A 12,587-nucleotide genomic window follows, 5' to 3' on the forward strand; every position below is an offset into this window, starting at 1 on the left:
CGGGGGATTGGCCAACAAAAGGAACATCGGCCAATCCCTCGTGCGTCTTATCCGGCCAGCTTGTCGTCGATTTGCTGGAAGACACTTCGGCCGCATTCATCTTCGGCCACGGCGAACAGGAACAGGCAACGCCCGTTGCTCGATTTCTCCCACTGCTCGCCCACGAGCTTCTTTTCCCGCGAATCGTCGTTGGTCTTGTACGGCTCACCCTTGTATTCGACGACGAGCAGACGGCCATCGGTCAGTTCGGCAACAAAGTCCGGATAGAAATAGTCTGTCGAGGTCGGCAGCCAGAACGAGAATTTTTCTTCTCGCTCAATGTTGCGTACCCAAAGCTTGACGCGCGGATGCGCAGCAATTGCTTGTGCACACATAAACTCTTCGGAACGCTTACCTGTACTTGTGTTTTCTCGCAGGTCGTGAATCTGGTCGTAGAAATGCTTGCGGAACTCATAGCTGCCGCGATATGTGTTTCGCGCTGGATAGCGACCGGGTTCGAACTGGAAGCTGTGGTGGGCAAGGCGCTCAGCAGAAGGTACGGTCATGTCGAACAAGCGTCCCTGGAAGCCTTTTTGCATGGCCGCTTTGCGGAGTCGTCCGACCTCCTTGTCGATGGCCTGTGCGACCTGAAAGCGCGCACGAACGAGCGCGGTGAGCGGTATCAACCGGTCGTGAATCAGGTGGGACACCATCTTCGTCAGATAGGCTTGCATCTGCAATTGGCCGATGTCGGGCTGGCGTACTTCTCGATCCAGCCAGCGCACGAGATCACCCTCACTCGCGTGGCTCGCAACGTCATTAAGGTGCAACTGCGTCGCGTCGATATGGCGATACTTAATTTGCTGCTCGTTGACGTCGATTTCGAACGAGTTGACGGTCTCTCGGAAGGCAAAGCCTGCGAGTTGCACCGGCGAATCCAGCAGACTCCAGTCTCCTAGGTGAGACAGAGTTTCGCGTTCCACCACTTCGAGGTAGCCGTCGAGCTCCAGGCAGAGTTGTGGGATGGGCGCAAAGCTCAAGCCCAACTGTGCGGGCGCGCGTAGCGCGCGCTGCGTGGCGCGGTGCTCGTCGAACTGCTCTTGCACAGCTGCGCGCGCTTTTGGCGACAGTGTCCCCGTGACGAAGGCCTCCACCTGCTTGAGGGTCTCCGAGTCGATATCGCCCTTGAGCAGTAGCGTTGCGCCTTGCGACGTGGGGCGAATCTCCACGGCGGCGCGGATGTCTTCCGGCCAGTGCTGCGTATCAGGGGCTTGTGGGACTTCAATATGGCAATCGGGGATGGGCGGCAGCGCTTGCTTGTCGCCTTCGCCTCCGCTCAGCGGCAGTGATTGCTGGGGAAGCACCAATGCAGCGGTCTCAAGTCGATTGAAACCCATGTTCTGCACCATACGGTCCTTCAGGCTCGATGCTGCCTGCGCGAAATTTTCCGCGACGATATGAGCATACGCTTTATTCAGCTCCGGCTGCTGCCGGGCTTTGGCATACGGCATCCGCAGCACACGTCCGAGCAGTTGCTCGACATCCTTCGCAGAGTTGACCGATTGCAATGACGCGAGCACGTAGGCGAACGGGCAATCCCATCCCTCCTTGAGCGCTTCGATCGTGATGACATACCGGATGGGCGATGCACGATCCAGCAGGTCAACGCCATCCAGGTCCTTCTGTGAGCCAGTCGCCACCGCGATTTGTGCCTCGGGGATGTTCTCCTGCTCGATCATGTGCTGACGCACGACCTCAACCGTTGCCTCGTTGCCCTTCGGGGCGGCCTGCACGAGAACGATGGGGCGCACGTAGTCCGATTCCTTTTGCGCGATCGTCTCCAGTTTGTCTCGCGTCAGGATGGCATCGCGAAGACACGCTTGCCAGCCGTCGGGATGCTCCGCCAGAACGATCGGCAGCTTGATCATGTCTTCGGCTTTAAGCTCCTGGGCGGAGACGTGATACAGCACGTTGTTGCCGGCGACTGGCGTCGCTGTCATTTCGACGATGCAACTTGGGTTGACCCGGCTGAGCGTCTTGAAAAAGCGATCTGTTCGATTGTTGTGTGCTTCGTCAACGATGACGATGGGTCGATGCAGGTGTAACCAGTTGGCAACCGAATATTTGATGCGACCGATGTCGGCAGCGGTCAGATAGGGTTGGGTCCGAATGTCCGCTTCGGTCACACGTTCGAGCGTAACGGCAATCTGGGGAGGCAAGGATTGGAAGTGCGGCTGCAGTTCCTCGAAGAAGGAATAGACGTTGCGCTTGGCAGTGTCCGTGACGTTGAAAGACTGAATCGTCGATACTACGATGATGCACTTCTTGCCAATGTCTTGTAGACCGACGGTTTGCAGACTCTCCAGATCGCAAATCTGCACGTTGTCATCGAAGTACTCGGCCAGGGCTTTCCGATAGGGGTGACGCGCATCCGACAGTGCGTCTAGCGTCTGGGTGCGGATGGTGTCCGATGGCGTGAGCCAAAGCGCAATCGGCGCATCACTATCCAGCACAACTTTACCGGCAAGGCCGACCGTATGAGCGGCGAGGAGCGTCTTGCCGCCACCCGTTGGGATACGCACACAGACAGTGGGCACCTCACCGAACAGCGCTTGATACGGTTCATCCTCGCGTTCTTGTTCAGCTAAGGCGGCGCGAAAGGCGTCTTGGGGTGATGTGCTGCGGGTGCTCTGCAAGAAGCGGGTGAGGGCGGCGAGCGCGTTTTTCTGGTAAGTCTTGAGCTTCAGCATGGTCTCAGCGCATCGTCACGTCGTAGGGAATCTGTTTGAACTGGATGTTGTCAGCGGCAAGCCGAGCTGCCCCAAGCCGAGACGTTTCTCCGTACACCACCTTGGGACCGTCGTGAGGATGCAACTTCTTGAGCTCGTCCAACACAGCGTGCGTGAGGGCATTCCCTCCGGCGGGTTGTCTATCTCCAAGGATGTCCTTGTAGAGCAAGTAGTACGCCGTCCCGTTATGGATGCCGAGTAGCGGGGAGTCGAATGCCTGTTGTCCCGTCTGACCGGTTTCGGCGTGCCAGACGAACGCTGCAAGCGTTGCGAAATCGACAGCCGCATTGATACGGCCGTCGGCATCGAAGGCTGGTTCGCCGAGCGTGCAGAAGCGGAAACCGCCGCCGCCTTTCCATTCTTCGGACTTGCTGATGCCGCCTTGTTCCCCACCAATAACTTTCTGCAGGCGCGGAATGCAGTGCGTGCGCGCATGGTCGCCCATTTCGATGCCGATATAGCGGCGGTCCATCTTGTGTGCCACAGCTGCAGTGGTTCCGGAGCCGAGGAACGAATCCAGAACCAAATCACCTGGCGAAGTTGCTATCTGCAGCACCCGTTGAATCAGTCGCTCAGGCTTCGGTGTGCCAAATGATGCTTCCTCAGGATACAAGGCTCGCATCTCATTCTTTGAGGTTCGATTGCTACCAGCATCATCCTTGCGCCAAAGCGTCCGTGGAACCAAGTCCGCAACTTCTGCCAGAAAGCGCTTGATACTTGGACGGGCGTCTCCCGTAGGGCCCCACCACACTCGACCGTCCTGGTTCAATTCCATGAGCTTCTCCTCTGATACGCGCCAGTAGCGTCCAGGAGGAGCCGAGAAAACTCGGCCAGTAGGTCCTGTAATCGAGAACAATCCCTTTGAGTAGGGCTTGTTGGCGTAGGGGTCGCCGGGAATCCAAGGCCCACGCTCGTCATCGTCGGGGTTAGAGTAGATCGAATTAGCCTCTTCCGTTCTTTGTAATCTGCGGGGCTGCCAGTCCGGTGTTTTCGAGAAGACAAGGATGTGGTCGTGATCGGTTGAGAATTGCCGTGCCGAATTTCGGGGTGAGTCTGCTTTTTCCCAGATCAGGTTTGCGACGAAGCACCTACGACCGAAGACCTCGTCAAGCAGCACCTTGAGGTAATGTGCTTCGTTATCATCCACCGCCACCCAGATACTTCCATTCTCCGCGAGCAAATCACGCAGTAACACAAGTCGTGGGAGCATCATCGACAGCCATTGGCTGTGTTCGAGCTTGTCGTCGTAATGCTCGAAGGCGCTCTGCGTGTTATAGGGCGGGTCGATGAAGATGCACTTCACCTGGCCTGCATAGAGGGGGATGAGAGCTTTCAACGCAAGGAGGTTGTCTCCCTGAATCAGCAGATTGTCTTGGCCGTCCCCGTAGATGGCTTCTTGCTTCAACAAGTGGTAGGGCACGTCTCGGGACGCGTCCTTGGCTTGGTTCTTGTTGATCCAGTCGAGAAATGGCATGGTCGGTGTCGCTCAGGTGCGGGGTACAACTGCAAAGCAGCAGCCTTGCATTTTACCCTGCCGGGTATACTCGGGACGCACTCGGGCACTGGGTCTGTAGGGCAGGCATCTTCACTGCAAGCCGCTATTGGGGCCAGTTTCGAGTATCCCGGACGCCGATGGCGGCTCGGTCCTGACATTGGCGCCGACTGACGCAGGGCAGGAGCACCCGTGTGGCCGGTAGGTGTCACAAACTGAGTAGGGGAAGGAATGGCAACGGCGCGTGCTGGGACGCGAGAAGAAGCGCTGCGGTTGCTGCATACAAACGGGATCGCAGTCGTCGAGTTGGACTACGAAACCGGCTGGCAGGATGCTGTCGAGCTGGGCCGCATGGGCCAGAAGACGGGGGTTCGCGTGGAGTTTCGCGGCCATGAAGACATCGCTGTCGGATCGCTAGCCGCGTTGGTTGCAGGTCTCTCACGTCCCAAGCAGACCTTCCGCCAGCGGAATCTGTACTGCCAATTCGATCTGGATGCGTTGCCAGCAGGTGAGTTGGTGAAGCTGGAGACCAAGGCGACTGCACTGGGGGACTACATCCTTGCGGGCCACCTGCTGCGCGATGTGAATGGTCGTTGGGGGGAGTAGTTCTCACCCAATTTTTCCATCCGCGCTGCAAAAAAAAAGAGTTCCATGCGCTCTGGAACCTCTCGCGCTGGCACGAAGCCAGCGTTTTTTTCAACTCGCGGAATGACGGTGATCAGCGATCCTCCTGCCATCCGTTATCGGTCTTCACCATCGCGATCTTGCCGGTAAAGCTCTTCTCGATCGAGTCGGCGTATTGTTCGACAGGCTCGTCGCCGTTAAAGAAGTTGTCGAGCAGCGGTGCACCGACGTTCGGGCAGGCCTTGCGCATGTTCCGCTCCATTGCCGCCTTCGCAGTCCGAGGCGCATTGTTGACCAGTTGATCGCCGCCAAGCAGCAATGGCATGACCTGCTGGTACTTGGCCCACCCATCCGGGTGCTGCACTTCGTAGGCAGCCGAGTCAGTGCCGGGGTTCGCGCTTCTCCAGGCCTGTTCGTCAGCCTTCCACGCGTTTTCGACTTCATGGGCATGCGCGAGTTGGCTTTTGACGTTTTCGACTTCCTGGGCGTATTTCTCGCCTGCGTATGCCTTGATGTCTGATGTTGGACTCATGGCGATGGAATACTTCACATCGACCAGGTATCTGTTCTCGCCTTGCGCTGTTCCGTTGACCTTCTCGAAATGACTGATTGAGAGATTCTCGCAGCCAGCGAGCGACGCCTTGATCACGGCTTTTGCTTCAGCTTCGGATGGCCCTTTCGAGCATGCAGCAGTCGCCATCGTCGCGACGAGCAGGAGAGTGATGGCGGGAAGACGGTTGTATTTGTTCATGATGGTTCTATCGAGAGGAAGCATTAATTGCACCGATGAAGGATGCGAGGAAGCGTTCGTCGGTGGCGATGGCCTCGGGGCGTAGCGAACGCTGGTTTGGTCGAGCGCCGTAGCACGTGGTGTGCAGGCTTGGCGAGCCACAGTAGGGCGGAGAGACTGAATGCCGGTCAGTGCATCGTCTGCGCCGACCGGCCTTGCTTCAAGAGAGATGTACTTACGGGTTCAGCGTGATACCGATGGCTTTGGCCGCTGCATGCATCGAAGCCGCGACCAGATCAGATTGCGCTGCTGTCAGCAGCTCGTAGGTCTGGGGTACAGAGGCAGGGAACAGGTAGCCCATGGCCGCTTTGCCAGCGATCAGTGCAACGACCAGATTACCGCCGCTGGCGATGGCGCTCTTGACAGCCGGGTTGATGTCCAGAGCTGTGGCCGCGAGCGGCAGGCTGATGACCATCAGGTTGTTGTTACGCGGATAGAGGCTCCACGTCCCTTGAACCGGCAGCGACACCTTGCTGTAGTCGCAGCCCGACTTACCCGAAGCAGCCAGTTGCACCACACCACCTGCCTGGATGTTCAGCACGATGCAGGAGCCCGCCTTGACGTTGTACGACACGTCTGCGGATTTACCGACAACTTGCGAAACATAGGTCAGCGACACCATCACCGACGGGTCACCCAGGGTCAACACACCGGTGGACGGTGCATTGTCCGGCGTGACATAGATGCCGGTGTTCCAGGCGTCAGCACCGCTCACCCACTCCGGTCCCCAACCACTCGTGGTAATGATGGCCTGGTCGTTGGCATGCTGGAGGGTAGCGACAACAGCCGTCGAACCCGAATCGAACACGCCACCCATGGCCTGACGGATGGCGTTGGTCGGCGGCACGATCAGGCTGGTCGACACCGGCTGATTGCTCACGTCCACCTGCGACAGCGAGATCGTCACGGCATCATTGGTCAGGAGGTCGGTGGCGCTGATCTTGCCGCTGGTCGAACTCACGGCGTAACCCGGATGCATCTGGTCACTGGACAGGAATGCCGACAACGATCCATCGGCCCTCATGACGTAGCCACCGGAGAGCGGCATCACGTACGACAGCGGATTGCTCAAGCCAGCCCCAGTGATGTACGAGTCAAACATGCCGACTTGCGGCGCGTTGACCCAGCCGCCTTGGTGCAATTGCTGCGGCACCGTAAGCGAACCGCCGCTCAGGGTGTACGCATCCCGCACCGGCACACCAACTGCGTCTTGCAGGCCATAGTGCGAGAACGGCGTGTCGCCACTGCTGAGATAGCCTTCCATCGCATAGAGCGGTTGGGCCAGTGCCGTGGCAGGATCAACGGGTGTGCCGTTGGCTGCTGCTTGCTGTGCCACCGACGAAGCCGTCACTGCCGCCGGAGAACCGGCAGCCACCACGGCGTTCAGCACGTTGGCCGCAGCCGTGGTGGTGGTGCCCCCATAGGCCTGCAGCACGCCGACCGTCTGGGAAGCGAGCGTTGCCACCGGAGCATTGCCAGCAGCGATGTAGTCGCCGTTGACATCAGCACCGCTGGCCAGCGCCTGCACCGTCGCCGTGGCATCCGCCTGCGATTTCCCAGCCGCCATCTGCGCGACCACCATCGACGTGAGCGGGGTGATGTTCTGGTTGGCACCCGCCACGATCGCCGACAGCAGGAAGCCCTGTTGGAAGGTCGTGTTCGTCGTGGTATCAACGTTGTCGGCTTGCACGACAGCGAGCAGGTGCTTGCCGGTCATGTCGCCCGACACGTTCAGCGTGTAGTTGCCGTTGATGTCGGTCACCGCCTCCGGTAGCGTTGGATCGCAGGCGCCGTGACCGTTGTCGAAGCAAACCATCGCCCCGCTTAGGTAGCCATCAATGGCCTTGCCAGTCAGTTGCTGGGTTGTGGCTGCAGGCGGGGTTGAGCTTGAAGTGGTGGAACTGCCGTCACCGCCTCCCCCGCAGGCTGCCAGAACGGCAGCCATCATGGCGCTCAGTACGAGCTTGGGAATGCCCAGGTTTCGAGTGGTGTTCAATTTGTAGACCCCCTGTTGTGTTGTGCGAAGCGAATGCCCGTCTCGACAAGAAACCGGATGGGCATTCCTGCGGATGTGTATTGCGTGGCTTGGTTGGCCCTTTACATGGAGTGGTCGGCATCCTCCTCGGTCGTTGCGTGCATTGGGTCTGCGATCTCCGCGTCCAGCACTGCCAGGCATGCTCGGAAGATCGGCATGCCCAACACGCCGCTGCGCTCCAGCGCGATCAGCCGTTCGCGACGCACATGCGCGGGTTGGTTGGCACCTCCAACGAGTGCCCAGGCCGCCTCGATCAGCGCACGCCGTGCTGCCCGGCGCTGGAGCAGGTACGCCGCGCCTGCAACAGGCCCAATGCAGGCGGAGGCGAAGACCCAGCCCGCAGCGGGCAGACCGACGTGGTTCGCGCGCAGCCAGCGCATGTCGAGCACGATGGCGAGCGCCGTCGCGGCAGCACCGGACAGCCAAACGAGTTGAAACATGTGAATCCCCCCTGAATATAGCGTATACGGATAGAGAATATCGCGTATGTGTATCTAGAATGTTTTGCATGACCCACCCGATTCACGACCCTCGCTATCAGCGGATTGCGAAGCTGCTCACCGACCTGCGCAAGCAGCGCGGTTGGCTGCAGCAGGACGTTGCCGATCGGATCGGACGGCCACAAGCCTTTGTGTCCAAGGTCGAGAGCGGTGCCCGCCGCCTGGACGTGGTTGAACTGCTCGATTTCCTGCGGGTGCTGGAAGCCGACCCGCACGCCTTCATCGACACGCTGTTGGACACGCCAATGTCGGCGTTGCCGCGCTGAGGGCTAGTAGTCCTCTGGCAGCAGGACCGTGGTCCCCGCCCGGTCCGCCTCCGTGATGATGAGAACCTTCTGTCTATTCCCAAGCCGGTAGCTGGAGACCACGCGCTGACCGGTGTTGACCGCCAGCAGGTTCTGCAAGCGGTCTTCCTCGCACAGCTCGCCCCAGTCGCCACGAGCGTGCCGATTGAGCAGCAGGTAGACCGACACGCCAGCCTCGGATAAAGCGGCAATTGCCGCGGGGGTTGCCACCACTCGCCCGAGCGGCAGGCGTGGTGATGTCAATGCAGGTAAAGCGGGTTCCGTCATGGGTGTTCTCCTGAAGATAGGCGAGCACGGGCCTCCGGCAGTGCCGGGTGCCAAGTCGCCAGGTTGTGGAAGAAGGGAAAAATGCCGGACGCGGGACGCGCCCATGGACTGCAGGGATGCGGCGTGAAGCTATTGCGCTGCCGAAGCGAGCACGTTGACGGCCGTAGTGCAGGTGCCACCCGTGAGCGCACAGCGTCTCCATCTGTTGCGCGGCACGCCTGCGTGCGCACTCCGGTTCTGTTGACCTCCGCGCATGGCGCCGCCTGCGTGGCGGTTCAGCAGGTACGGCTGGGGGTAGTAGGTTGCGGTATTCATGCTGCTCTCCAATGGATGGGCGTGCGCATGCCTCCGGACAGACCGGATGCAGGGCCGTTGGGACAAAGGGAAAAAGCCGGACGCAGGACGCGTCCGGGGTCAGCGAGCTTCCGAAGCGAGCGCGTTGGGGTAGTGCTTGGCGAGGATCGTGTTCATCTTGTCGACCAGATCTGCTCGCTTGAACGTCACGTGCCCATTGCCGTTTTGGAACCAACGCAGGTGCAGATAATCGTTCTCTGCCTCGACCTGCCGTTGCCCTCGCGCGTGGCTGATCAGGTAGTAGACGCTGGCACGGTGATCCGGCTCGGGCTTGCCGTCGAGCACGTGCAACACGCGCAGCAGGTCGTCCAGCTCATTCGCGCCGTGGTGATTGAGCGATCCGTAGCTGAACAGGGACTTCAAGATGACCCGCTTGCCGAACTTGAAGGGCTGGTTGCTCTTGTAATCCCACGACAGCCGGCGGAAGCATTCGAGCACGCCGCGCTCGAACATGTCGCCACGGGCACTGTGCAGCTCGGTGAACGTCGCTTCGATGTTGGCAGCGGTGAACTCGGGCACGTTGCCATCGGCAATCTGCTGGTGCCATTGCGCACGGGCGCGGGCATCCATGAAGGTGCGCAGGCCCGATTCGCTGAGCAGGTAGTTCCAGCCTTGGGCGTCGATGGTGAGCAGGATCGCCTGTTCCGCTTCGGCGCGCGTTGCATATTCGCCGGTCACTGTGACGACGCCCCGGCGCACATAGCTGTTGTCGAGCACCAAGCGCGGGAAGCCCAGGTGCGCCGCTTTGGCGAGTTCCTGCGCCTCGCCGAGTAGATCGAGCGCCTGGCGCACGCGCTCGACCACGACGGTGCGCTGGTTGGCAAGGTTGGCAATGCTGATGCTGGGGACGAGTTCGTTGGTGGTGTTCATGGGGCATGTTCTCAAGTCGTGAGTGGCGTTCATCGGTCCTGGCCTGGTGCGACGTATTCCAGGCAAATGGGGCGGTGGGTCATCGTTCGGCAATGTCTTCGACGTCGTACCCATCGGTGGTGATGTCCACCACAATTGGATGCCCGCTGACGCTGTCGAAGCGGCTGATTTCGAAGTGGCGCCATTGCCAGCCGCAAAGTGCGCCTCGGCCTCGTTGGCCCACGCGCACAACATCGAATCGGTGAAGTGGTCGCGCCCCAGCCTGTGGTACTTGCCGAGCCCTTCGGCAATCTGGTTCACGCCGTTTGCGTTGAGGAAGGCAATCCGCATTCAGTTCTCCTCGGACGCCCTGCGGTGATTGCCCTCGGAGAACACCACCGCGTCCGGATGCAGGTAGGCCAGCAGCCGATACCACCAGGGCGGTTCGTGGCAGACCCGGTGCCAGTCCCCGCTGCCGTCGTTGTCGCTGACGTGGACCTCGATGCAGCGCTCACAGGCGAGCATGTCCACGACCAGCCCATCCTCGCGGCCGTAGCGGTGTGCCACGATGAACAGGTGCGACAGATCCAGCGCATACGGCACGCCCGAGGCGAAGACGGTGCGGTATTCCTCCCAGGTGGACACCAGTTGTGCGTCGTGCCGGTCGGGATACAGTCCTTCGACAGCCACCGGGCAGCCGAACAGGTCGGCGCAGCGGCGGGTGTTGTTCAGCACCTGGGACAGCGTCGCGTTGTGTCGATATCCGGCATGCGCGCTGTAGGCGGGAGCGCTCAGCCGTTGACTGATGCGCGCCGCCTGCTGGAACCAGTCGAGATCGGCATCGAAGGTGGACAGGTCTGCCAGGCGGTGCCGGGGCAGCACGCGCACGTTGGCGTGTAGCCGGAACTGGATGCCCGGAAACCCGGCCAGCAGGGCATCGACATGCGCTTCGTTGAGCACGCCAACGGTCTGCGGCACGCGGGCATAGTCCAGCCCCCGCCAACTGGCGAGCGAAAGACACGCTTTCATAGGTCGGTCTCCGTGTGGGTCGATTCGACGTAGAAATCGCGGTGCGCCATGCAGACGGTGCCGGCAGCCACGTCGAAGGTGATCTCCCCCTCGCCACCATCGTTGTCCTCGAAGCCCGGGTGATAGCGGTCGACGGCACGGTCGGCAAAGGCATCCAGCGCGTCGCGTAGGCTCAGCTCGGCCATGGATTGCGTGCTTTGCCACTGGCCGTTGACGTAGCGGCCGTCCTCCCGCAGGACGCTGACGGCTTGGTCACCATGGATCTCTTGACCTCTGGTGTCGAGGATCTGGATTGCGTTGGCGTTACCACTGTCGCCAAAGCCGGAGTAGGTGATGACGGCGTAAGCGGCACCGGCTGCACGCAGGGCGTCGAGCAGCACGGTACGGTTATGCGACAGGACGGGATCGGGTTTCGGGGTGTCGAACATGATGGGGACTCCAGGTTGAAGACGTGCTGGCGCCTCCGGGGCAACCGGATCGAGGCACGTCGAGCGGGAAACAACGAGAAGACGACAGCCGGGCAGATCCCGGCTTTATGCCGTTGGGGCGAGCGCGCCGGGGGTATCCGTGGCGCAGGGGATGGAGGCTTCGTCCCACAGAAGCTGCACGGCCGTCAGCGAGCACAGATCGCGTAGTGCGTCGATGCGCCGCACCTCACCCAGCGTGGTGGTGACCGTCGAGCTGGCAATTGCACCGAGTGCAGCCGCAATCCGGCGGGCACACGCCAACTGCCACAGGTGTGCACCGGGGATCTCGCCGAGCTGGATCGTGACGCGCACGGTGTCCGGCAGCAGCGGGGCCGACTGGCAGGTGTCCCGGAAGAGCCGAATCAGGCCGGCAGCAATACCGGTGCGCCGCAACTCCAGCGGGTAGACGTACTGGCTCAGGAAGTGCCCCACGGCGCGGTACTCCCAGCCGAGGACAGCCACGGGCGCATCGTCGAATTTGCCGATGCGTAGATCCTGATCCAGTGCCCAGATCGCATAGTCGGGAGGCGTCACGGGCTGGCTTGCCCTTGGTGGGGCAAAGTCCGGCGCGGCGGCTCCCTGCGCGTGCTCCACGCGCACAGCCCGCCAGGGCGACACCGGCCCGTTCGCGCCATGCAGTGCGAGCACCAGATCGAGGTCGGCGTACAACTCCAGCGTGATGGCGTTCCCCGCACGGAAGGTGTCCGCCAGTTCCGGGCGGCCTTGCTCGGCCAGCACGAGCGCGACCTTCTCCCGGTACTGCGCGTTCTCGTCGTCATGCGAGAACGGCAGCGAGGGCTCTACCCGAACGGTGACATCCGGCATGGTGAGCGGGGTTCGTAAGGCACGCTGCCAGCGCGGAATGAACGTCTCTGGCAGAAGGCCACGCCCGCGCCCCTGGAGCGACCCGCCCTCGCAGGCGGCGGCGCCCTGGAAGATACGGCGAAGCACCTGCTCGTAGGAACCGATGGCGACGCAGGACCAGTGGGGCTCGTGTGGGTAGAGGTTTTTCTCGTACGTGTTCTCGAACAGAAAGTAGACGACAGACCCGTTGGGGCGGCGCAAGGCCGCCGTTTTGAGGTCAACGAGGACGGTGGCACCCATTGG

13 protein-coding genes are annotated in these 12,587 nt (G+C 61.1%); 2 read left to right on the plus strand and 11 right to left on the minus strand.

From position 1 onward, the window contains the following. Positions 1-47: 47 nt before the first annotated feature. Positions 48-2,729 (minus strand): DEAD/DEAH box helicase, encoded by a 2,682-nt coding sequence (locus B4F51_RS09215; RefSeq protein WP_296224934.1) that lies wholly within the window; start codon positions 2,727-2,729, stop codon positions 48-50. A 4-nt stretch (positions 2,730-2,733) separates the two neighbouring features. Beyond that, positions 2,734-4,242 (minus strand): site-specific DNA-methyltransferase, encoded by a 1,509-nt coding sequence (locus B4F51_RS09220; protein ID WP_296224936.1) that lies wholly within the window; start codon positions 4,240-4,242, stop codon positions 2,734-2,736. A gap of 249 nt (positions 4,243-4,491) precedes the next feature. Between B4F51_RS09220 and B4F51_RS09225 the strand changes: the two genes are divergently transcribed. After that, positions 4,492-4,866: a PHA-granule associated protein 4 gene (locus B4F51_RS09225; protein ID WP_296224939.1), complete on the plus strand. Its 375-nt coding sequence runs from the start codon at positions 4,492-4,494 to the stop codon at positions 4,864-4,866. Positions 4,867-4,978: 112 nt separating this feature from the next. On the opposite strand, the gene B4F51_RS09230 is transcribed toward B4F51_RS09225, so the two are convergent. The 3 genes from B4F51_RS09230 to B4F51_RS09240 form a co-directional block, all read right to left on the minus strand. Further along, positions 4,979-5,635 carry a hypothetical protein gene (locus B4F51_RS09230; RefSeq protein ID WP_296224941.1) on the minus strand — a complete coding sequence of 219 codons (657 nt, stop codon included), beginning with the start codon at positions 5,633-5,635 and terminating at the stop codon, positions 4,979-4,981. Between the two features lie 214 nt (positions 5,636-5,849). Further along, on the minus strand, positions 5,850-7,670 hold the full coding sequence (locus B4F51_RS09235) for a hypothetical protein (protein WP_296224942.1): 1,821 nt from the start codon (positions 7,668-7,670) through the stop codon (positions 5,850-5,852). Positions 7,671-7,771: 101 nt separating this feature from the next. Then, positions 7,772-8,149 carry a hypothetical protein gene (locus B4F51_RS09240; protein WP_296224943.1) on the minus strand — a complete coding sequence of 126 codons (378 nt, stop codon included), beginning with the start codon at positions 8,147-8,149 and terminating at the stop codon, positions 7,772-7,774. Between the two features lie 68 nt (positions 8,150-8,217). Here B4F51_RS09240 and B4F51_RS09245 point away from each other — a divergent pair, with 68 nt between their 5' ends. Then, positions 8,218-8,475: a helix-turn-helix domain-containing protein gene (locus tag B4F51_RS09245; protein ID WP_296224944.1), complete on the plus strand. Its 258-nt coding sequence runs from the start codon at positions 8,218-8,220 to the stop codon at positions 8,473-8,475. Positions 8,476-8,478: 3 nt separating this feature from the next. On the opposite strand, the gene B4F51_RS09250 is transcribed toward B4F51_RS09245, so the two are convergent. From B4F51_RS09250 to B4F51_RS09275, 6 genes are all read right to left on the minus strand, one after another. Next, complete coding sequence (locus B4F51_RS09250) at positions 8,479-8,781, minus strand: hypothetical protein (protein ID WP_296224945.1); 303 nt, start codon at positions 8,779-8,781, stop codon at positions 8,479-8,481. 129 nt (positions 8,782-8,910) lie between these two features. Further along, positions 8,911-9,096 carry a hypothetical protein gene (locus tag B4F51_RS09255; RefSeq protein ID WP_296224946.1) on the minus strand — a complete coding sequence of 62 codons (186 nt, stop codon included), beginning with the start codon at positions 9,094-9,096 and terminating at the stop codon, positions 8,911-8,913. A gap of 99 nt (positions 9,097-9,195) precedes the next feature. Further along, complete coding sequence (locus B4F51_RS09260) at positions 9,196-10,005, minus strand: DUF4942 domain-containing protein (RefSeq protein WP_296224947.1); 810 nt, start codon at positions 10,003-10,005, stop codon at positions 9,196-9,198. A gap of 330 nt (positions 10,006-10,335) precedes the next feature. Beyond that, complete coding sequence (locus tag B4F51_RS09265) at positions 10,336-11,013, minus strand: hypothetical protein (RefSeq protein WP_296224948.1); 678 nt, start codon at positions 11,011-11,013, stop codon at positions 10,336-10,338. Continuing rightward, positions 11,010-11,441: a DUF6878 family protein gene (locus tag B4F51_RS09270; RefSeq protein WP_296224949.1), complete on the minus strand. Its 432-nt coding sequence runs from the start codon at positions 11,439-11,441 to the stop codon at positions 11,010-11,012. The genes B4F51_RS09265 and B4F51_RS09270 overlap by 4 nt, the downstream gene beginning before the upstream one ends. A gap of 105 nt (positions 11,442-11,546) precedes the next feature. Next, complete coding sequence (locus tag B4F51_RS09275; protein ID WP_296224950.1) at positions 11,547-12,584, minus strand: hypothetical protein; 1,038 nt, start codon at positions 12,582-12,584, stop codon at positions 11,547-11,549. Positions 12,585-12,587 lie beyond the last annotated feature (3 nt).

This window comes from Ralstonia sp. UBA689, from assembly GCF_002298975.1.
In the GTDB taxonomy this organism is placed as follows: domain Bacteria; phylum Pseudomonadota; class Gammaproteobacteria; order Burkholderiales; family Burkholderiaceae; genus Ralstonia.

Coding starts and splice junctions, on each gene's coding strand:
- B4F51_RS09275 (WP_296224950.1), bottom strand. CDS start 12,584: ATGGGTGCCACCGTCCTCGTTGACCTCAAAACGGCGGCCTTGCGCCGC.
- B4F51_RS09230 (WP_296224941.1), bottom strand. CDS start 5,635: ATGAACAAATACAACCGTCTTCCCGCCATCACTCTCCTGCTCGTCGCG.
- B4F51_RS09255 (WP_296224946.1), bottom strand. CDS start 9,096: ATGAATACCGCAACCTACTACCCCCAGCCGTACCTGCTGAACCGCCAC.
- B4F51_RS09240 (WP_296224943.1), bottom strand. CDS start 8,149: ATGTTTCAACTCGTTTGGCTGTCCGGTGCTGCCGCGACGGCGCTCGCC.
- B4F51_RS09245 (WP_296224944.1), top strand. CDS start 8,218: ATGACCCACCCGATTCACGACCCTCGCTATCAGCGGATTGCGAAGCTG.
- B4F51_RS09250 (WP_296224945.1), bottom strand. CDS start 8,781: ATGACGGAACCCGCTTTACCTGCATTGACATCACCACGCCTGCCGCTC.
- B4F51_RS09220 (WP_296224936.1), bottom strand. CDS start 4,242: ATGCCATTTCTCGACTGGATCAACAAGAACCAAGCCAAGGACGCGTCC.
- B4F51_RS09265 (WP_296224948.1), bottom strand. CDS start 11,013: ATGAAAGCGTGTCTTTCGCTCGCCAGTTGGCGGGGGCTGGACTATGCC.
- B4F51_RS09260 (WP_296224947.1), bottom strand. CDS start 10,005: ATGAACACCACCAACGAACTCGTCCCCAGCATCAGCATTGCCAACCTT.
- B4F51_RS09270 (WP_296224949.1), bottom strand. CDS start 11,441: ATGTTCGACACCCCGAAACCCGATCCCGTCCTGTCGCATAACCGTACC.
- B4F51_RS09215 (WP_296224934.1), bottom strand. CDS start 2,729: ATGCTGAAGCTCAAGACTTACCAGAAAAACGCGCTCGCCGCCCTCACC.
- B4F51_RS09225 (WP_296224939.1), top strand. CDS start 4,492: ATGGCAACGGCGCGTGCTGGGACGCGAGAAGAAGCGCTGCGGTTGCTG.